The organism is Nocardia sp. GP40 (genome assembly GCF_050434125.1).
GTDB lineage: Bacteria > Actinomycetota > Actinomycetes > Mycobacteriales > Mycobacteriaceae > Nocardia > Nocardia albiluteola.
In genome coordinates this window covers 247,751-267,963 of record NZ_JBNPVW010000015.1, presented here as the reverse complement: position 1 = coordinate 267,963, position 20,213 = coordinate 247,751, and the positions used below count along the sequence as shown (strand labels likewise).

The 20,213-nt window shown below is 66.7% G+C and carries 14 protein-coding genes; 9 read left to right on the top strand and 5 right to left on the bottom strand.

Annotation, left to right across the window (positions count from 1 at the left end; all coding sequences use genetic code 11):
- The first annotated feature begins 142 nt into the window (after positions 1 to 142).
- Complete coding sequence (locus tag ABH933_RS36225; protein WP_429424082.1) at positions 143 to 1,675, top strand: PucR family transcriptional regulator; 1,533 nt, start codon at positions 143 to 145, stop codon at positions 1,673 to 1,675.
- Positions 1,676 to 1,735: 60 nt separating this feature from the next.
- Here the strand turns inward: ABH933_RS36225 and ABH933_RS36220 are convergent, their stop codons facing one another.
- Together ABH933_RS36220 and ABH933_RS36215 are read right to left on the bottom strand one after the other, a co-directional pair.
- Entirely contained in the window at positions 1,736 to 3,292 is a 1,557-nt protein-coding gene (locus ABH933_RS36220; protein ID WP_429424084.1) for a purine-cytosine permease family protein, read from the bottom strand.
- Between the two features lie 132 nt (positions 3,293 to 3,424).
- Positions 3,425 to 4,876 (bottom strand): PucR family transcriptional regulator, encoded by a 1,452-nt coding sequence (locus tag ABH933_RS36215; RefSeq protein WP_429424086.1) that lies wholly within the window; start codon positions 4,874 to 4,876, stop codon positions 3,425 to 3,427.
- A 100-nt stretch (positions 4,877 to 4,976) separates the two neighbouring features.
- Between ABH933_RS36215 and speB the strand changes: the two genes are divergently transcribed.
- From speB to ABH933_RS36185, 6 genes are all read left to right on the top strand, one after another.
- On the top strand, positions 4,977 to 5,924 hold the full coding sequence (gene speB / locus ABH933_RS36210; protein ID WP_429424088.1) for an agmatinase: 948 nt from the start codon (positions 4,977 to 4,979) through the stop codon (positions 5,922 to 5,924).
- A complete protein-coding gene (locus ABH933_RS36205; RefSeq protein WP_429424090.1) occupies positions 5,921 to 6,376 on the top strand; it encodes a nuclear transport factor 2 family protein in 456 nt (151 codons plus the stop codon). The genes speB and ABH933_RS36205 overlap by 4 nt, the downstream gene beginning before the upstream one ends.
- Positions 6,373 to 7,809 carry a gamma-aminobutyraldehyde dehydrogenase gene (locus tag ABH933_RS36200; RefSeq protein WP_429424092.1) on the top strand — a complete coding sequence of 479 codons (1,437 nt, stop codon included), beginning with the start codon at positions 6,373 to 6,375 and terminating at the stop codon, positions 7,807 to 7,809. Before ABH933_RS36205 ends, ABH933_RS36200 begins: the two co-directional genes overlap by 4 nt.
- A gap of 443 nt (positions 7,810 to 8,252) precedes the next feature.
- Positions 8,253 to 8,891, top strand: a complete 639-nt coding sequence (locus ABH933_RS36195) for a sensor histidine kinase (RefSeq protein ID WP_429424094.1) — start codon at positions 8,253 to 8,255, stop codon at positions 8,889 to 8,891.
- 56 nt (positions 8,892 to 8,947) lie between these two features.
- Positions 8,948 to 10,867 carry a glycoside hydrolase family 9 protein gene (locus tag ABH933_RS36190; protein WP_429424096.1) on the top strand — a complete coding sequence of 640 codons (1,920 nt, stop codon included), beginning with the start codon at positions 8,948 to 8,950 and terminating at the stop codon, positions 10,865 to 10,867.
- Positions 10,868 to 11,415: 548 nt separating this feature from the next.
- Complete coding sequence (locus ABH933_RS36185) at positions 11,416 to 11,859, top strand: transposase (RefSeq protein WP_429424098.1); 444 nt, start codon at positions 11,416 to 11,418, stop codon at positions 11,857 to 11,859.
- A gap of 378 nt (positions 11,860 to 12,237) precedes the next feature.
- Here ABH933_RS36185 and ABH933_RS36180 read toward each other — a convergent pair whose 3' ends face one another.
- A complete protein-coding gene (locus tag ABH933_RS36180; RefSeq protein WP_429424099.1) occupies positions 12,238 to 13,518 on the bottom strand; it encodes an ATP-binding protein in 1,281 nt (426 codons plus the stop codon).
- A 115-nt stretch (positions 13,519 to 13,633) separates the two neighbouring features.
- Positions 13,634 to 13,912 carry a hypothetical protein gene (locus tag ABH933_RS36175; RefSeq protein WP_429424101.1) on the bottom strand — a complete coding sequence of 93 codons (279 nt, stop codon included), beginning with the start codon at positions 13,910 to 13,912 and terminating at the stop codon, positions 13,634 to 13,636.
- Between the two features lie 193 nt (positions 13,913 to 14,105).
- Here ABH933_RS36175 and ABH933_RS36170 point away from each other — a divergent pair, with 193 nt between their 5' ends.
- Together ABH933_RS36170 and ABH933_RS36165 are read left to right on the top strand one after the other, a co-directional pair.
- Entirely contained in the window at positions 14,106 to 14,846 is a 741-nt protein-coding gene (locus ABH933_RS36170) for a hypothetical protein (RefSeq protein WP_429424103.1), read from the top strand.
- Between the two features lie 64 nt (positions 14,847 to 14,910).
- Positions 14,911 to 15,873: a ferritin-like domain-containing protein gene (locus ABH933_RS36165; protein WP_429424105.1), complete on the top strand. Its 963-nt coding sequence runs from the start codon at positions 14,911 to 14,913 to the stop codon at positions 15,871 to 15,873.
- Between the two features lie 146 nt (positions 15,874 to 16,019).
- Here ABH933_RS36165 and ABH933_RS36160 read toward each other — a convergent pair whose 3' ends face one another.
- Positions 16,020 to 19,253 (bottom strand): beta strand repeat-containing protein, encoded by a 3,234-nt coding sequence (locus ABH933_RS36160; protein ID WP_429424106.1) that lies wholly within the window; start codon positions 19,251 to 19,253, stop codon positions 16,020 to 16,022.
- Between the last annotated feature and the right edge of the window lie 960 nt (positions 19,254 to 20,213).

Here is a 20,213-nt window from a genome sequence, read left to right as displayed (position 1 = left end):
GTGTGGCTCCTCGGGAAGACGGAAAGGCCGGTCGTATCCGGCGGCGGTGTCAGCGGCCAGTGTGCTGTCGACGCCCGTGTCCCGGCAGTAGCCGAATTGGTCATTCGGCATTGGGAGTGGGCCCGAATGGCACACTGGGCTGATGTCGATCACCGTTCGCCAGCTCAGCGAGAATCCCGAACTCCGGATCACTATCAGAGCGGGCGAGGAACATCTCGATCGGCAGTTGAGCTGGGCGCACGTGTCCGAGCTCGACGACCCGACGGCGTTCCTGAGCGGCGGTGAGTTACTGCTGATGACCGGGCTATCGCTTCCCGAGGCCGCGGCGGACATAGAAGAACGGGTACGCAGGCTCGTCGGCGCCGGCGTCGCCGCCGTCGGGTTCGGCATCGGCCTGCGCTACGAAGCTATCCCCGAGCCGTTCGTCCATGCGGCCAGGACCAGACAGCTGCCGTTGCTCGAAATCCCTCTCGACGTGCCGTTCATCCGGCTGGAAAAGGCTGTGTCCCAGGCGCTGTCGACTGCCGACCATGCCAAACTCCAGTTGAGCCATCAGAATCAGCGCCGCCTCATTCATGCCACCCAGTCCGCCGACGGTGCGAAAACTCTGATCCGGCGCACGGCCGAGATCATCGGCGGGTGGGCGGCCCTGCTGGATCCCTCGGGCGAGGTCGTCGACGCCTCGCGCGGTTCCGTGCGCCGGGCCGTCGAACAGACCGCGCAGGCGCGAGCCGCTCGGCCCCGGGAGGTGGTGTTCTCTACCGAACGCGGCGAAGACGTCATTTCGCACCCGCTGCTCACAAGCGACGGACGCCCGCTGGGCTACTTGGTCGCCGGGCGGCAGGGCGTCGTCGGTTCACTCGACCACGGTGTCGTCACCATCGCGGCGTCGCTACTGATCCTGTATCTCCGCGGCGCGGAGACCGCCCGGCAGACCCTGTCCCGGATCCGCGCGGCGGTGCTGACGATGCTGCTGTCCGGACATCTCGATCAGGTCCGCCCCGTGGCCGGTGACCTGTGGGGCGGGCTCCCGGCGGAGCCGGTCACCGTACTCAACGCCCACGGTTCCGCGCCCGCGTTGACCGCGGCCGAACGGCTGCTCGATGGTGCGGCCGCCGACGGCCCCGCGGCATTCGGAATCGTCGAGGACAGGCTCTCGGTCATCGTTGCCGAGACCGCCGCCACGCGATCGGCCACCCGGCTGGGCTCGATCCCCGGTCTGCGGCTCGGCGTTTCCTCGCCTGCCGGTTGGGGTGAGCTTGCTCGCGCGGACCGGGAGAGTCGGCATGCCGCCGATGAGGCTGCCGTTCGGGGCACGACGACGTATTTCGCGGACGTTCGCCCGCGGGGGCTCTCGTCATACCTCGACCACGGACGAGCGCGAACCTACGCCGAGACCCACCTGGCCGCATTGGACGACGACGGTGCCGCAACTCCCGGTCTGCTCCGGAACACCCTGTTCGTGTGGCTGGCCCACAACGGCCATATCGACCCCGCGGCCAAGGCGCTGCGGATCCACCGGCACACATTGCGCCGCCGGCTCGATCGCATCGAGGCCCTGCTCGGGTCGTCGCTGGACTCCCCGACGACCCGATCCGAGCTGTGGCTCGAGCTCACCCTCCTCGACGAGGCCGTGGACACCGCGACGGGCGAGGCCGCACCACGCAATCCGTGAGCACCCACGGACTACCCGGTGAGCCGCTGACCGAGTAGTCCGTGGGCGACGCTGTGGATGTCAGACCTGGGTCGTGGCCGAAACCGGCTCGTGGTCGCTGGCCGGGGCGACCGACATGATCGGTGGCACCTCGGTGTCCACCGCCCGCACCAGACGCGGGCCCTGCGGACCGAAGACCGCGCGCGGCTCGGGGAACAACCACGACAGGGCCAGATACAGCACTCCAGCCAGCACCAACGCGACAGGCAGGGAGATATCGACTCCACCGACGAGATTGCCCAGCCAGCCGACGAACTGCCCGGGAAGGTTGACGAACTGCAGCGCCACCAGCGCGGCGACCAGCCAGGCGCTCAAACCGCGCCAGTTCCAGCCGTGGTTGAACCAGTAGCGTCCGCCCCGCTGGCGGCGGTTGAAGACCTGCAAGGAGTCGGAGTCGTACCAGCCTCGCCTGGTCAGATACCCCAGCATCATGATCACCATCCACGGGGCGGTGCAGGTGATGATCAGAGTGGCGAAGGTGGAGATGGACTGCGACAGGTTGGCGGCGAACCGACCGATGAAGATGAACACGATCGAGATGACACCGATCAGCACCGTGGCCTGAACCCGGCTGAACCGGGGGAAGACGCTGGCGAAGTCCAGGCCGGTGCCGTAGAGCGAGGTGGTGCCCGTGGACATGCCGCCGATCAGCGCGAGCAGGCATACCGGCAGAAAATACCAGGTGGGCGCGATCGCGAGCAGGCCGCCGACGTAGTTCGGCGCGGCCGGGTCGAGGTAATGGCTCGCCTTCGCCGCGATGATCGACGCGGTGGCCAAGCCGAAGAAGAACGGCAGGATTGTCGCGATCTGGGACAGGAACGCCGCGCCCATCACCCGGCGACGCGGGGTATCGGCGGGAATGTAGCGGGCCCAGTCGCCCAGGAATGCACCGAAGGAGACCGGGTTCGAGAGCACGATCAGCACCGAGCCGATGAAGGCGGGCAGGAAACCGGGTGTACTCGCCGAGGCGAAGGAGCCGTGGTACCCCGGATCGAAATCGCCCGCGAAGGCAAGGAAGCCGACCACGAACAGCAGTGAGGCCGCCGTCACCGCGATCTTGTTGACGAGCAACATGAATCGGAAGCCGTAGATGCACACAGCCAGCACCAGCGCCGCGAACAGGCCGTAGGCCACGGCGAAGACGCCGTCGTTCTCCGGCAGGTGTACCAGCCGGTGCGCGCCGCCGACCAGGGCATCGCCGGAGGACCAGACCGAGATGGAAAAGAACGCGATCGCGGTCAGCAGGGACAGGAACGAGCCGACGATACGGCCGTGCACACCCAGATGCGCCGATGACGACACCGAATTGCTGGTGCCGTTGCGCGGTCCGAACAGGGACATCGGGGCCAGGATCACCGCGCCCACGACCAGTCCGAGCGCGGTCGCGATCAGCCCCTGCCAGAACGAGAGCCCGAACAGGATCGGGAACGCGCCGAGTACACAGGTCGCGAAGGTGTTGGCGCCGCCGAAGGCGAGCCGGAACAAATCCAGCGGCGAAGCGGTCCGGTCCGCGTCCGGGATGCGCTCGACGCCGTACTGTTCGATCTCGGTCACGGGGGTGTCGGGTTTATTACTCATCTCGTCCGTCCTCGGGATTCGGGTCCGTCCGAGTCTGGGCAGCGTGGGCCCCGCGCACAATTGATGTCTACACGAATAATGCCACTGGTCTTGTGGACGAACACAAGACAATCGGACATACCGCCCTCGGCCCTACGTGATGATGCCGAGCTGGTCCGCGGCACGGATGGCCAGCCATATCTCGGTAAATGCCTCCGTACCTGCAGGGTTACGGCCGGTGAGGTCCGTGAAGCGGCGGATTCGATAGGACAGGGTGTTCGGATGGATATGCAGCGCCTCGGCGGCCCCGTCGGTGCGGCGATCGCGTTCCATCCAGGTACGTACCGAGACCAGCAGCTGGGCATCGTGGACCGCGTCGTATCGCAGCACCGCGCCCAGGACGTGATCGACCAGTGCGCGCAGCGACGCGGGGTCCTCGGGCAGCCAGCGGCCGGTCGTGTCGTCGCCGTAATGCACGAGTGCCCGGCCCGCTTGCTCGGCGCGGCGCACTGCCCACAATGCTTCCCGCTCGGCGACGCGCAACGAGTCGCCGGGAAACAGCGGCCGGCTCATGCCCGCGGCCACATCGGATATCGCGGCAACCGCCGGACCGAGCGACATCGGACCGAGCACATAACGGTCCGCACCCCGGGCGAGGAGCAGATACGGCTCGCCGTCCAGTGCGCGCAACAGGGTGTCCTCCTCCGCCCCGCGCACGATCACCAGCGCCGACTCGCCCTCGATGGACAGCCGGGCGAGGCGGCGTTTGGCAACAGCGGGATCGAGGACATCCTGCAGCAATTCGGCGAGCGTCTCGGCTCCTTCCCTGCGCAGCGCCTCCCGTTCGTGGCGAATCATGGCCAGATGCAGGGCCGCGACGGTGGCGATGTGCTGAACGACGGCCAGCCCGGACGCCCGGGCGCCATCGCGGGCGAGAGCCACCAGGAACCCGGCCGGACCGCCGGGGGCGAGCACCGGCACCGAGAAACCGCCGGGAATCGTCGGCGGTGCATCGATGGAAGCGGGCAGCAGGGCCGGATCCGGTGTCGGCACCCCGGCCAACAGCGGCCGGCCTTGCGGTGTGCACAGGAACACCCGATAGCCCGAGAGCTGCTCCAAACGGCGAAACAGCGTTGCCGTATCGAGTTTCTCGGTCGCCATCCACCGCAGCGCGCCGAAAACCTGCAGCTGGGCGCCCAATCGCCGACCGGCGCCGACTTGTTCGGCGGCGGCGACCTCCTGCGCGATGGCGATGAACGGTACGGCGAGTGGCACCTCGAGAATCGGTATTCCGCGCTCCTGTGCGGTCTTCAGGAACGCCCGGTGCAGGGGCGGGGTATGCAGGTGGGCGGAGACCGCCAGGGCGGCGACGCCAGCATCATCGAGACGTTCCAGATAGGCCCGCTGGGCCGCGGCGGTCCGCGGGATCGCCAGGCCGGTCGTCATAATCAGTTCGGCGCCCAGCAGCCAGGGCGTGGGGTCCTCGAGCTCGCTGACGTGCGCCCACGACACCGACCGGCCCAGTCCCTCCGCACCGGCGAGCACGCGGAGCTGCAGCGCCGGGAAGGCCAGCAGATCCCGGACGGTCAGTTTGTGTTCGACCACAAAAACATCATAGTTCTTCATGGCATGGACAGTTGCCGGTCGTCCTCGCCGTCTCGCAGGATGAGCTCAGCCGACTCTCACGGCTCGAATGGAGGATCGCATGACCAACACCGTCGGCCCGGTCGACTCGTCCCTGGTTCCGCGCTTCGCGGGGCCCGCCACCTTTGCCCGGCTGCCGCGCCTGGACCAGGTGGATCGAGCCGATATCGCCTTCGTCGGAGTGCCGTTCGACGCCGGGGTCTCCTACCGACCCGGCGCCCGGTTCGGTCCCGCCGCGGTGCGTGAGGCGAGCCGGCTACTGCGGCCCTACCACCCCGGCCTCGATGTGTCGCCGTTCGACCAGCGGCAGGTCGTCGACGCAGGCGATATCGCGTGCAACCCGTTCGATATCGGCGCGGCGATCGAGACGATCGCGCAGGCAGCGGATGAGTTGCAGCGCAACGGAACTCAACTTGTGGCCGTCGGTGGGGATCATACGATCGCGCTGCCGCTGCTGCGCGCGGTCACCCGGCGGCACGGCCCGGTCGCGCTGCTGCATTTCGATGCTCACCTCGATACCTGGGATACCTATTTCGGTGCCGCCTACACCCACGGCACGCCGTTCCGTCGAGCCGTCGATGAGGGGTTGCTCGACACCTCCGCGTTGTGTCACGTCGGAACACGCGGTCCCCTGTACGGGAAACAAGACCTGACCGAGGACGAGAAACTCGGTTTCGGGATCGTGACCGCCGCCGATGTCCTGCACCGCGGCGTCGGTGACGTGGTGCGGCAGCTGCGCGACAGGGTCGGGAATCGGCCGCTCTACATCTCCGTGGACATCGATGTGCTCGATCCCTCCCACGCTCCCGGCACCGGTACCCCCGAAGCCGGCGGCCTGACCTCGCGTGAGCTGTTGGAGATCCTGCGCGGCCTTGCCGGGTGTGACATCGTGGGGGCCGACGTAGTCGAGGTGGCGCCCGCCTATGACCACGCCGAGGTCACTGCGGTGGCGGCATCACACGTCGCTTACGATCTGGTCAGCCTCCTGGCCCTGGAGCGTGCGTCATGACCGCGGCAAACGTCGCCGAGGTCGAGGTGGCCGCCGACCGATTGGTGGCCGCCTTCGCGCAGGGCCGCCTCGACGACTACTTCGACTGTTTTGCCCCCGACGCCACCTTCGTCTTCCACACCACACCCGAGAGACTCACCTCGGTCGCGCAGTACCGCGCACTGTGGCAGGAGTGGGTCGAACAGGACGGTTTCGAGGTCCTTGCCTGCGACTCGACCGACCGGCTCATCCAATTCTTCACCGACAGCGCCATTTTCACCCATACCGTATACACCCGGTCCGCTGCCCACGGCGTGTGGCAGGATCAGCACGAACGGGAAACCATCGTCTTCCGTCTGATCGCCGGCCGCTGGCTCGCCGTCCACGAACACCTGTCCCCGAACAATATTTCCGGCCCGGACACCGGCCCGCAGCCAGACCACGATGATTCGGACAGGAGCAACGCAAAATGAGTGACCTTCGCACACTGAGCAACTACATCAACGGCGAATGTGTCCCCGCGGTCGACGGGCGAACCGTGCAGATCATCGATCCTGCCCTGGGCACCGCCTACGCGACCGCCCCGCTGTCGCGATCCGCCGATGTGGACGCCGCGATGGCAGCGGCCGGGTCTGCTTTCCCCGGTTGGCGAGACACCACACCCGCCGACCGCCAGCGGGCGCTGTTGAGAATCGCCGACGCGTTGGAGGCACGCGCAGCCGAACTGGTCGCCGTGGAGAGTAAGAATACCGGTAAGCCCCTCGGGCCGACGATGACCGAAGAGGTCGAGCCGGTGATCGACCAGATCCGTTTCTTCGCCGGTGCCGCCAGGATGCTGGAGGGGCGTTCCGCCGGGGAGTACACCGCGGGCATGACCTCGATGATCCGCCGTGAGCCGGTTGGCGTCTGCGCGCAGGTCGCGCCGTGGAATTACCCCTTGATGATGGCGGTCTGGAAATTCGCGCCCGCGGTGGCCGCGGGGAACACCGTGGTGCTCAAACCCGCCGACACCACGCCGGCCTCCACGGTGCTGCTCGCCGAGATCATCGGCGACATTCTGCCGCCCGGGGTTGTCAACGTGGTGTGCGGTGACCGGGAGACCGGGAGCCTGATGGTCGAACACCCCGTCCCGGCGATGATTTCGATCACCGGCTCGGTCCGCGCGGGTGTTCAGGTCGCCGAATCTGCCGCCAAGGATGTCAAACGCGTCCACCTGGAACTCGGCGGCAAGGCGCCCGTCGTCGTCTTCGAGGATGTCGATATCACCAAGGCGGCGGGGGAGATCGCGATCGCCGGGTTCTTCAACGCCGGGCAGGACTGTACGGCGGCCACGCGCGTGCTGGTCCACGAATCCGTGCACGACGAGTTCACCCGGGCGCTGACCGCGGCCGCCGCGGACATCAGAACCGGCGCTGCGGATGACGACGACGTGCTCTATGGTCCGCTCAACAGCGCCCAGCAACTCGCGCAGGTCAGCGGTTTCATCGAACGTCTGCCCGCCCACGCCACCATCGAAACGGGCGGTCACCGGGTGGGTGATTACGGCTACTTCTACGCACCTACCGTCGTATCGGGGCTTGAACAGCGCGACGAGATCATTCAGCGGGAGGTCTTCGGACCGGTGATCACCGTGCAATCCTTCGCCGACGAGGACCAGGCCGTCGAGCTCGCCAACGGCGTGGACTTCGCACTGGCATCCTCGGTATGGACCACCGATCACGCCCGGGCGATGCGCATGTCCACCAAACTCGACTTCGGGTGCGTGTGGATCAACGCTCATATGCGGCTGGTCGCCGAGATGCCGCACGGGGGCTTCAAAGCGTCCGGCTACGGGAAAGACCTGTCGGCCTACGGCTTCGAGGACTACACCCGAATCAAGCACGTGATGACCGCGCTGGACAGCTGAATCGGAATGGACGGCGGGGGTGCCGTCCAGCGGCATATTCGTATGAAAGGAGCCCTTCCGGCAGGTACTCCCGGTTGTCCTCATCCCGAGCCTTGCCCTGATACCAATGCCGCGCAGTTCAGCTTAGGTACCGTGACCTGCGGCCCTTCATTTAGTGAGCACATGGGTAACGAACTGTTAACTGCACTATCACATGCCCCGTTGGGGCACCGAGTGATGGTGGTGATGTTCTTGGTAGATGCGTTGCGTCAACGTGTGTTCGAGGGCCCTGGCCGGATCCCGTGAGCCGGAAAAACAGTCGTGACCGTGGCTTGCGCAGGCTGGCCGACCATCTCTGCGAATTTCCAGGTGACACCTGGCAGTAGCGCTGGGACGCCAGCGGACTGCACCTGCGCGGCAACCCCGTTCGCCGTCTGGCCACCGCCTCTGACATCGGGGCGTCGTTGACCCAAGCCATCGAAGCGTTACTCGCTTTACGGATTGTTCAGCCGACGCTGGAGGCGTTCCGCTCCAACATATTCAAGGAATACCCGGCAGCATTCCGGGGCGCGCAGCACGACCCCGACCTGGACCGATACTTCGTGGCGGTCGCAGCGGCGGACACCACCAGGCATTTCAAGCGGTGGGCACTGTTCGACGTCTGCTGCGCTCTCACCACGCAAGGCATTGCGTTCGCGGACCTGACCCCGGAAGCGTTCCTGCACTATGCGCGAACCACCCGCGAGGCGGCGATGGCCGCCTACTCGATCTCCACTTATGTCGGGCATCTCGACGGGGATCCCGAGCTGCTGGCCCAAGCGGTCCGAAACCTCGTGGAAAACGCATTACGACACGGCCTGGGCACGCCGGTCGAGGTGAGGGTCACCGCGACCCGGGTGCAGGTCCGCGACCACGGGCCGGGGGTGCCGCCGCAGGACCGGACCCGGGTATTCGAGCGGCGAGTCACCGGGGCGGCGAGCACCGGTACCGGTCTGGCGATCGTCGCCTGGGTGGCCGGGCTGCACGGCGGCACCGCGCGCATTTCCCAGGCACCCGGCGGGGCCTCGGTAGAGCTGCTGCTGCCCGAACGCGCAGGCCGTTGACCTGGAACTGCCGGGCCTCATCTTCATCTCATGTGGCACCAGGCAAGGTGAGACTCATGTCCACCTTCCGACCCGGCCTCACCTGGAGCCTGCGCTCCACAACCCTTCTGGCAGCCCTCACCCTCGGCATCACCGCCTGCACCCTGCCCGCCGACGGGACCGGTCCCGAGGAAGAACCGGCCGGCACCCGCCCGCCCGCGATCCGGGTCAACCAGGCCGGCTACGCCGTCGGGGAAGCAAAACAGGCCTTCGTGATGGGCTCGGAAGCAGAACTGAGCCAGGCCGGCTACCGGCTGGTGGACGAGCAGGGCACCACCAGGGCCACCGGTCAGGTCGGCGCCCGCACCGGCACCTGGAACAGCAAATACCCGGCCGTGCACATCGTGGACCTCTCCAGCCTCGACACCCCGGGCAACTACCACCTCGAACTCACCGGCACCGCAGCAGGCAGCTCCCCGAAATTCCGCATCGCTCCCGCCGTGGACCTGTTCACCCCACTCATCGAGGACAACGTCCACTTCTTCCAAGCCCAGCGCGACGGCGCGGAGGTGATTGCCGATGTCCTGCACCGCAAGCCCTCCCACCTGGCCGACCGCCACGCCACCGTGTACGCCGCACCTCGATACAACGAGGAAGGAAACGAGCTGCTCGACGCGGCGCTGACCCCGATCGGCGGACCCACCGACGTGTCGGGAGGTTGGGCCGACGCCGGTGACTTTCTCAAGTTCACCCACACCACCGCCTACAGCACCGCCGACCTGCTGCTCGCCCAGCGCACCGCACCGCACGCCGCGGGCCTGGCGCAAGAGGCCGGCCAAGGCGTGGCCTGGTTGGACAAGATGTGGGACGGCTCGACCGGCACCCTCTACGCCCAGGTCGGTATCGGTGCGGGTAACGACAACGTCCGCACCGACCACGACAGCTGGCGGCTACCGGAGACCGACGACGAACTGAACGTACAACCGGGCGACCCGGACTACCTGATCAAGAACCGGCCGGTATTGCGAGCGAACGAGCCCGGTGTACCGATCAGCCCCAACCTGGCCGGGCGCATGGCCGCGGTATTCGCGCTCGCGGCGCAGAACAGTGCTCACAGCGACCCGGTCGCCGCCAAGTCCTGGTTGGACAAAGCCGCCGCCGTCTACGCGAAGGCGAACACCGACCCCGGCGACACCTTGGTCACCGCGTTCCCCCGCAACTTCTACCCCGAGGACTCCTGGCAGGACGATATGGAGTTCGGTGCCACCGAAATGAGCCTGGCCGCCACAGCATTGGGCGACACACGCGCCACCGACTGGAAGCAGCAGGCGACCCGGTGGGCGGCGCAGTACATCGCCTCCGACACCAAGGGCACCCTGGGAGTCGCCGACGTCAGCGCCCTCGCCCACGCCGACCTGCTCGCAATCCTGCACGCGGACAACGAAAACGGCGCGAACCTGCAGGACGACCTCCGCCGACAACTCGACGACGGGGTCAACCGGGCCGCGGAAGACCCCTTCAGAGCAGGGGCGGTGTACACCGACTTCGACTCTGTACCACACACTTTCGGCCTCGTCGCCACCGCGCGGCTGTACCGCAACGCCACCGGCGACCACCACTACGACGCTTTCGGTACCCAGCAGCGCAGTTGGGCGCTGGGCGCGAACGCCTGGGGTAGCACCTTCATGATCGGTGCCGGTGAGGTCTACCCGCACTGCCCCGAACATCAAGTGGCCAACCTCGCAGGCAGCCTCGACGGCACCGGGGACATCCTGCGCGGCGCGGTCGTGAACGGCCCGAACGCCGCAGACAAGCTCGACGAACTCAACACGTTCCCGACGATGAAACGTTGCGCGTCCGATCCCGGTGCACCCTGGACCGATTTCGACGGGCACAAAGCCCGATTCCTCGACGACGTGGGCGCGTGGCAGAGTGTGGAACCCTCGATCGACTTCACCTCGACCGCCATGCTGGCCTTCGCCCTGTCACAGAGTTGACCGCTCACCGGCGGCCAGCTGAACGTCCGCTACCAGCCGCTGACCGCGCGGAACGAGACGGCCATGCCGAGCTCTTGAAGATCATCGGACAGAGATCATCTCGGATGCCAGCGGGTCGGGCGATATGCGGAATCGCAGCAAGACCCGGCCCGGCCTCACCGGCTCGACCTGCGACGATGACGAGGGCCTCCGCCACACGTCGATCGGATTTTTTGACAAATAGATGACAAATAGCCGCAGGTCAGGTCGCATTTTATGCCATGACCTGCGGCTATGATTTGGCATGAACATTGGTAACTCCATGTACGCACATCGAACTGGGCAGCGCACCCGACGACCGTTGAGTGGGGGTGCGGGAACTCTTAGCTGTGCCGTCTCAGTAGGTTGGTGCCGTCGGGTGGACGGGGCGGCAACTCGTCGGTCTCGTGTACCAGCCACCGAATGCTCCCACCCCTTGCGAGATCAGCCCGGTGTTCTGGCAGTTGAACTACGGCCCTATGTCCCCTTGGGGCTGATGGAGGCTTCTCGTTCGAGAGAGGATGAACATCATGGCTCAACCTCAGAAGTACTCACGTGAGGTGCGGCAGAACGCGGTGGCGCTGCTGCGGGAGCAGGTTGACCAGTACGACTCCGAGTGGGAGGCGATGCGGTCGGTGGCCGGGAAGATCGGTGTGCCCGCCGAGACGCTGCGCAAGTGGGCGTGCGAGGACGAGGTCGACGATGGCCACCGCCACCGGGCGACGAGTGAGGAGTCCGCGGAATTGAAGCGGCTCCGCCGTGAAAATGCCGAGTTGCGCCGCGCGAACGAGATCTTGAAGGCGGCGTCGGGTGGTACGGAAGGATCAACCACTGTTTCCGGGGTCGATGCCACCGATGCCAGAAGCTTCGTGGAAGTGATCAAGGTGTTGGGAGCGATACTTGCCGCCATCGTGCTGCTCATGGGGAGTAGCTACGTGATCTGGTACGTGATAGACCGTTACGTTATTCGATGACCCGCAGCTTCTACAGCGCCTGTAGAACCGAAACAGCGCACAGTCCGACGGCTAGCTGTGGCGTCTCACGATGGTTCCACGGTCGTGATCTCGACCACCAGCTAGTGCGGGTTGAGTCACGGGAAGTCGTCATGTGCGCGAGGGGCGCACGGCGGTGTCGCACTTATGTCGCAGTCGCCGGCGCCGCTGGCCCCGTCGCCGCGCCCAGCTCCGACACAGGCCGCGATAGTGCGGCAGGCCCGTGCACGCGCTGCACCGCTCGTTGAAATCGGAGCGGAAAGCCGTGCTGGCGAAGGAATTCGGACTTGGGTGGTTCTTCCTGCTCAACGTCGATGATCGGGTGGCTCTACCAGCCGACCGTGAGCCCGGCACACTGTTTCACAGTCGGGTGTAGTCCCGCTGGTCCTGCTCGAACGCGGTCAGGATTTCCGGTGTCAGGGTCGGGCGGGTGTTCGCGACCGCGGTCAGGTAGTCCTCGGTAGTCGCGGGTGCGTCGGTGCTGTCGCGCATTGAGCGTTCGAACGCGGACTGCGCGCCTGCACGGGCCGCGTATTCAATATCAGCAGGGGTGAATTGCGCTGTGGCGCACACCAAACCGTCGAGGTCGATGGTCTCGGCGGCGGGGCCGAGATATCGTCGCCAGATCGCGTTCCGTGCCGGTGCGTCCGGCGGGCCGACCGGAATCACGTAGTCGAATCGACCGGGTCGCAGGAATGCCGAGTCCAATGAGCAGACCGAGTTCGTGGCGCAGATCAGCAGGCGACTGTAGTTCTCGCGGAACGTCGGTATCAGCTTGAGCAGCTCGTTGGTGACTCCGTGCGCAGGGCTAGTCGCCGTACCCGAACGCGTGCCCGCGATCTCCTCCACCTCATCGATGAACAGCAGCAGCTCGTCGAGTTCGGCCAGGTCGGCGAATACCTCGCGCAGCGAGGCCGCGAGTCCACCCGTCGCCGCGGCGGCCAGCCGGGAGGGAAACAATTCGACGAACGGCCAACCGAGTCGGGACGCGACCGCTTTCGCGAAGCTGGTCTTGCCGGTCCCCGGTGGCCCGAACAGGATGACGCTCTTGGGCGGCAGAACCCGGTAGCGCTCGGCCACATCGGGATTCGCCAAAGGCAACACGACCCGGCGTTCGATGATCTCCTTCTCCCGGTCCATCCCAGCCATCGACTGCCACAGTCCCGGTGGTAGCAGCCGCCCGCCCAGTTCGGTCAGCAGGGTGGACTGCGCGGGGGCCAGTGGTTCCAACAGCTCGTAGTAGACGAGGCCCGCCCGGCGCAAGTACCCGGAATTCTCGAACGCCACAGATCCGGTGGCGCCCTCGGGGACGAGGGTGCAGATCCGCCGCACGCCGTTGGACCGCAGCCGCCGCTCCAGTTCGGCAAGCAGCGCGCTGCCGATGCCGCGCCGCCGCCACCGCGCCGCCAGCGCCACCAGCAGGACCCAGGCCCGCTCGCCATGGATCTGGGCGACCGCCATCCCGACCATTTCGCCGCCGACCTCGGCGACCACCGCCGACTCCCCAGCTCGCGCGGCCGCCATCACCTCCGCCAGCGCGAACACCGGCTCGTCCGCAGTAGGCACACGACTCTGCTCCCAGATCTGGATCCCCTGATCCAGATCATCGTCACGGAACTCGCGTAGTCGCCAAACCGGCATAGATCTCCCTATCCGCCCGCCGTGAGCTGTTCAGGGTCGCCGACGGAAAGGTCGAGCCCAGTGGTCCGAGCCAGGCGTCGAGGCCGACCGGGTCAGCATGCCGGAACCCGGCCGCTCACCGCGCGGCCGGGGTCGGTCCGAACAGCTTGCCCAGGCCGCGTGGACGGGGTGTGGGCTGGTTGCCGGTTCCCTGTCCGGCGATGGTGCCGGATCCACAGGGTGCGACATCGGTGGTGCTGGTGTGGGTGTAGTAGGTGGGGACGTCCTGGCGGGTGGCTTCGAGTTCATGGCGGGCGGCGCGTCCGCGGCGGGCGCCGGCCCGTAACAGGCCCAGCCCGGCGATTCCGATGCCGCCGATGACGATGAGGATGACGAGCCCGACGATGACGATCATGACGATCCCTCGGATCTATTGCTGCTCTCAGTACACGCCGAGCAAATCCCGATGTCAACGCTGTAGGTCCTTGGTGCGATCGCTGATCACGGCCAATGCGTTGTGGACCGAACTCTGACACGGGTCGACTACGGCCGACGCTGAGCGCGGTCAGTATGGCAGCGTACGGCGACGGAACAGCAGCGGCCCGGCCGTGACATCGGTGATGCCATGGCTATACGGCAGCGTCCGCCCGAACTCGAGGTGCAGCCACTCGGGCTGCACACGCAGCCCGTGGTTCCCGCGCGGGATCGATGGCCGCTCGGTAGCTGAGATTCTGCACGATGACCACGATCTCGCCGCGATCCTCGTCCTCGGTGACTACGCCTTGGGCATAACGGTTTTCGGGTCTGAGCTGCCCGTGTTCGGAACGCTCGACTTCTGCCACGCCGTCCCGCAGGTTGCGCTGGAACACATCGCATTCGGGCAGATCAGCCGGGCAGGACGCCGGTACTCCGCGCGGGCCGACAACGCCGACACGCTCAATAGTGACATCGACCTCCTCGTCGTCCTGCCGAACGACGTACCTGTCGCGCAGGCCCTACAAGGACGAGAGACATTCACTCGCAACGATATTCATCTCCACACCCTCTTTGAACGCCCGCCGGATCTGCAATGGCCCGGCGAAGTGTGCTACGCGGCCGATCTCGATGCTGGGATCTCCGGTGCGGCATTCGACCTGGACTCCGGGCCAGAGCTGCGTCTGTGCTCAGACGACCGCCCGTACCGCTATCGGGTCAGCATGGGTGCGACCGGAACCCCGCTCGTCGGCCGCGCCGCGCTCGCGGGTTACCCACCCAGGCGGAATCGGCTCCAGGCATTGCAATCTGCATGTCCACCTCGGTGTACACCGGTCGGGTTGGGTCCTATGGGAGTCGATTGCCGGACGGTATAGTCGTCAAGCGTTGCACAGTGCGCCGACCCGATGCCGTCTATAACGTCGAAGGGACGAGATCCGCATGAGTACACGCGACATGACTACGTTGTCGGCGCAGTTGCGCGCCGTTCTTGCTTTGACCAATACCGAGATCCAGGTCGCGGACACCCGGATTGCGCAGGCCCGCACCGAGGCGGTACGCCGGGTGCTGTCCGAGAACGCCGACAACGCCCGCGACCGCGCTCGTGCGATCGAGGCGGCCATCCGCGAACTGGGTGGTGTCCCGGAGCTGGTCGCGCCGTTCCTGGGACGGGGTGCCGCCGTGATCAAGGCCGTGGTCGAACAGGCCCAGCCGTTCGATGAAGCCCTGCTCGGTGACCTCGCCCTCGAACATCAGCTCCTGGACCGCGCCCGCTACATCATGGCCCTGGCGACCACCGCCGGATACCCCGATGTCGTGGCATTGGCGCAGCGGTTGATCACCGCGCATTCGGAGACCGTGGACTGGCTGACCACCGTGCTGGCCGAGGACGCCCTCGGCGGGCCGGCCGCACTGCGCCACACCCCACTGCAAGCGGGCGCCGGGACGGTGGTGAAGCTAGTCAACCTTCCCGCCAGCTGGTCCGCCCGCGGCCTGGACCGGGTACTGGACACCGTCCGCGCCACCCCACCGGCACTCGGTGAGTTGCTCGCCCAGGGCGCGCACGCCGGCGATGTCGCCGTCAAAACCCTCAGCGCCTCCCGCGACGCCGCGCTCGCCACCGCCGAGCAGGTCGCCCGCGATGAAGGCGCCGGCACCGCCGCGGACGCCTTGCATTCCCTCCGCACCGCCACCGGCACCCTCGAACCGAGTGAGTTGGCCATCGGCGACTACGACGACCTGAACGTCGCCGAAGCCGCCGCCGCGATCAAGGAACTCACCGAACCTGCCGACATCCGGGCCATCCTTCTCTACGAGCAAGCGAACAAGGACCGCCAGGGTGTGGTCTCGGCCGCGCAAACCCGGCTCACGACGATCGCCCAAGAAGTCGCCGGTCTCAGCTGACCATTCGCCGAGGCGGATGCCGGGTCGGAAGCCCGCCGAGTTCACGCATGGTGCCTACCGCGGGCAGCGGCGAGGTGACCTTCAACCGCGACACAACTGGGCCGCCGGGAGGCATTGCCCACCGGCGGCCCAGCCGCTCCCCCTTGTCAGGCGTAGGTGTAGGAGACTCCGTTACTGGTTCCGCCCGCGGTGGTGACGGTGACCAGCACCGTCCCCGCCGCCTCGGCCGGGGATATGGCCGTGATCTGTGTGGCGGAGTCGACGGCGAACGAGTTCGCCGGTGTGCCACCGAAACTCACCGCGGTCGCGCCCATCAGAGCCGTCCCGGTCAGTGTGACGGCGGTTCCGCCGGCCGTCGTGCCCGACGTCGGACTGACCGCGGTCAGGGTGGGAGCCGCCTCGTAGGTGAACGCAACACCGTCGACAGTTCCACCCGTGGTGGTGACGGTGACCAGCACCGTCCCCGCCGTCCCGGCGGGGGTGACCGCCGTGATCTGGGTCGCCGAGTTGACGGTGAACGAGGCCGCCGGTGTGCCACCGAAGTCCACCGCGGTGGCACCGGTCAGGCCAGTCCCGGTCAGCACGACCGTGGTCCCGCCGGTGACCGGCCCTGAGCTGGGAGCGATGGCAGTTAGCGTCGGAACCGCCACGTAGGTGAACGCGACACCGTCGACAGTTCCACCCGTGGTGGTGACGGTGACCAGCACCGTCCCCGCCGTCTCGGCGGGGGTGAGTGCGGTGATCTGCGTGTCGGAGTCGACGGTGAACACCGTCGCCGGTGTGCCACCGAAATTCACCGCGGTGGTGCCGGTCAGGGCCGTCCCGGTCAGCGTCACCGTGGTCCCGCCGGTCACCGGCCCGGAGCTGGGAGCGATGGCGGTCAGAGCGGGAACCGGGACAAAGGTGAACACGACACCGTTGCTGGTTCCACCCGCGGTGGTGACGGTGACCAGCACCGCTCCGGCCGTATGAGCAGGAGTGACCGCCGTGATCTCAGTTGCGGAGTCGACGGCGAACGAAGCCGCCGGTGTGCCACCGAAACTCACCGCGGTGGCACCGGTCAGGGCAGTCCCGGTCAGCGTCACCGTGGTCCCGCCGGTAACCGGTCCCGCATTCGGGGCCACCACAGTCAAGGTGGGAACCGCAGCATAGGTGAAGGAGACGCCGTTGCTGGTTCCACCCGCGGTGGTGACGGTGACCAGCACCGTCCCCGCCGTCTCGGCGGGGGTGACCGCCGTGATCTGAGTCGCCGAGTTCACGGTGAACGAAGCCGCGGGTATGCCACCGAAACTCACCGCGGTGGCACCGGTCAGGGCAGTCCCGGTCAGTACGACGGTCGTCCCACCGGTAACCGGTCCCGCATTCGGCGTCGCCGCAGTCAAGGTGGGAACCGCAGCATAGGTGAAGGAGACGCCGTTGCTGGTTCCACCCGCGGTGGTGACGGTGACCAGCACCGTCCCCGCTGTCTCGGCGGGGGTGACTGCCGTGATCTGGGTGGCGGAGTTGACGGTGAACGAGGCCGCCGGTGTGCCACCGAAACTCACCGCGGTGGCGCCGGTCAAGCCCGTCCCAGTCAGGGTCACCGTGGTCCCGCCGGCCACCGGCCCTGCCGTGGGAGCGATCGAGGTCAGGGTGGGGACCACGACGTAGGTGAAGAAGACGCCGTTGCTGGTTCCACCCGCGGTGGTGACGGTGACCAGCACCGTCCCGGCTGCTCCGGCCGGTGTCACCGCCGTGATCTGAGTCGCCGAGTTGTCGGTGAATGAGGCCGCCGGTGTGCCACCGAAACTCACCGCGGTGGCGCCGGTCAAGCCCGTCCCGGTCAGCACGACGGTCGTCCCGCCCGTCACCGGCCCTGCGGTGGGAGCGATGGCGGTCAAGGTGGGAACCGCGACAAAGGTGAACGGAATTCCGTTGCTGGTTCCACCCGCGGTGGTGACGGTGACCAGCACCGTGCCGGCTGTCTCGGCGGGGGTGACTGCCGTGATCTGGGTGGGAGAGTTGACGATGAACGAGGTCGCGGGTGTGCCACCGAAATTCACCGCGGTGGCACCCGTCAGCGCTGTCCCGGTCAGGGTAACCGTGGTCCCGCCGGCCGCCGGCCCGGAGCTGGGAGAGAGGGCGGTCAAGGTGGGAACCGCGACAAAGGTGAACGGAATTCCGTTGCTGGTTCCACCCGCGGTGGTGACGGTGACCAGCACCGTCCCCGCCGACCTCGCAGGGGTCACCGCCGTGATCTGGGTGGGAGAGTTGACGGTGAACGAGGCCGCCGGTGTGCCACCGAAACTGACTGTGGTGGCGCCGGTCAGGGCCGTCCCGGTCAGTACGACGGTCGTTCCGCCCGCCGCCGGTCCCACATTCGGAACGACTGCGATCAAGGTGGGAACCGCGACATAGGTGAACGGAATTCCGTTGCTGGTGCCACCCGCGGTGGTGACGGTGACCAGCACCGTCCCCGCCGACCCCGCAGGGGCGACCGCCGTGATCTGAGTGGCGGAGTTGACGGTGAACGAAGCCGCGGGTGTGCCACCGAAACTCACCGCCGTCGCACCCGTCAGCGCCGTCCCGGTCAGGGTCACCGTGGTCCCGCCGGCCACCGGCCCTGCGGTGGGAGCGATCGAGGTCAGGGTGGGAACCGCGACATAGGTGAACGGAATTCCGTTGCTGGTGCCACCCGCGGTGGTGACTGTGACCAGCACCGTCCCCGCCGACTCGGCCGGGGCGACGGCTGTGATTCGGGTGGCGGAGTTGACGGTGAACGAAGCCGCCGGTGTGCCACCGAAACTCACCGCGGTCGCACCCGTCAGCGCTGTCCCGGTAAGGATGACGGTCGTCCCGCCGGTCACAGGCCCGTTATTCGGCACCACCGCGATCAAGGTGGGAACCGCGACAAAGGTGAATCCGACACCGTTGCTGGTGCCACCCGCGGTGGTGACGGTGACCGGCACCGTTCCCGCCGTCCCGGCAGGTGACACAGCCGTGATCTGGGTGGCGGAGTTGACGGTGAACGAGGCCGCCGGTGTGCCACCGAAACTCACCGCAGTGGCGCCCGTCAGGGCTGTTCCAGTGAGCACGACCGTCGTCCCACCAGTCACGGGCCCTGAACGGGGAGCGATGGTGGCGAGAGTGGGAGCCGCGGCATAGGTGTAAGGAACGCCGTTACTGATTCCAGTGAAGCCGGCGACGGTGACCTGCACCGTACCGGGCAACCCCGGAGGGGCGATAGCCGTGATCTGCGTGGCGGAATTGACGACGAATATCGTTGGGATGATGCCGAACTCCACCGTGAGGATTCCGATGAACCCGGTGCCGGTGATCGTGACACTCGTGCCCCCCGTAGTGGGCCCCGAGGTCGGAGAGATGGACGTGATGGTAGGCATTTGGTGCCAGCCTTCCCTTGCTGCTGTGGTGATGATTCCTGCTGCTGCCGGTGGTTCCCCGGCTGCGTTAGCGGGCCCGCTTCTTCCAGTAACGCCCTGAGATCGGTTGCCGGGCAACATGTTCGCCCGTCCGCTTTTGTCCGTTTTTCGATTCCGCCAGGCGTCGAGGGCATGACACTGCGCTGGGTGAACCACTGAAAGGGCCGATCCGTAACTGGCGCAACAGGTTCGACACCGAGGGCTGGACTCGGGCCGACCGGGCCGGAAACCGAGTGGATGTCGTGATTGTGCTGTCGGGGGGCGTAGCGAGCCCGCTGCGGGAGTTGTCGGAGTAGTTACCGGTCGGGATCTCAGTGCGGCAGAGGTGGTTTCGGGCGAGCGCACGGCGTCGGCCGCACTGACGCGAACTCAGGGCAATAAGTTCGGGTGCGTGCACATTATGTACGCACCCGTAATTCGGAATTGCACGCCGAGTGGACTCTCGGGCGCGTCGATAAGTGCTCAGGCGAGCTTGCCGACCAGATTGAACCGTCAGGTCCTCTTTGTGTACGGACCGACATTGCCCGCAGATCAAGCCCGCAAACCGAATAGTATTCGAGGTGGTGTGGATGAAACCTGACCGAAAATCAATCCGCCGCGAACTGGAACACATAGCAGCGCTGCACAACTGGCGTGATGCCGGAACATTTCGCATACATCGGGCTAAATGCCGATATCGGGTCACAACGTGCGCGCCACAGGTGCGGGAGACGGCAAATCGCTCCCATCCGTGGCTGCCGCAGCTTCGAACCCACTGTGCGGGCAACAGAATCGACAGACAGACGTTCCGTGTAGTCATGCAACTTCGCAGCGGGGTGCTCGGTCTCCGGCACCGTTGCCGTCTGCCGATCAACGGCCATGCGACCGAAATAACACATCGATCGACATGTAAGGAGATCGAATGTTGCTGCATCTTGTCGG

What these genes read in the sequence shown, in the direction of transcription:
- ABH933_RS36220 (WP_429424084.1), bottom strand. Translation starts at nt 3,292, where the DNA reads ATGAGTAATAAACCCGACACCCCCGTGACCGAGATCGAACAGTACGGC.
- ABH933_RS36205 (WP_429424090.1), top strand. Translation starts at nt 5,921, where the DNA reads ATGACCGCGGCAAACGTCGCCGAGGTCGAGGTGGCCGCCGACCGATTG.
- ABH933_RS36190 (WP_429424096.1), top strand. Translation starts at nt 8,948, where the DNA reads ATGTCCACCTTCCGACCCGGCCTCACCTGGAGCCTGCGCTCCACAACC.
- ABH933_RS36225 (WP_429424082.1), top strand. Translation starts at nt 143, where the DNA reads ATGTCGATCACCGTTCGCCAGCTCAGCGAGAATCCCGAACTCCGGATC.
- ABH933_RS36160 (WP_429424106.1), bottom strand. Translation starts at nt 19,253, where the DNA reads ATGCCTACCATCACGTCCATCTCTCCGACCTCGGGGCCCACTACGGGG.
- ABH933_RS36180 (WP_429424099.1), bottom strand. Translation starts at nt 13,518, where the DNA reads ATGCCGGTTTGGCGACTACGCGAGTTCCGTGACGATGATCTGGATCAG.
- ABH933_RS36200 (WP_429424092.1), top strand. Translation starts at nt 6,373, where the DNA reads ATGAGTGACCTTCGCACACTGAGCAACTACATCAACGGCGAATGTGTC.
- ABH933_RS36185 (WP_429424098.1), top strand. Translation starts at nt 11,416, where the DNA reads ATGGCTCAACCTCAGAAGTACTCACGTGAGGTGCGGCAGAACGCGGTG.
- speB (WP_429424088.1), top strand. Translation starts at nt 4,977, where the DNA reads ATGACCAACACCGTCGGCCCGGTCGACTCGTCCCTGGTTCCGCGCTTC.
- ABH933_RS36165 (WP_429424105.1), top strand. Translation starts at nt 14,911, where the DNA reads ATGAGTACACGCGACATGACTACGTTGTCGGCGCAGTTGCGCGCCGTT.
- ABH933_RS36175 (WP_429424101.1), bottom strand. Translation starts at nt 13,912, where the DNA reads ATGATCGTCATCGTCGGGCTCGTCATCCTCATCGTCATCGGCGGCATC.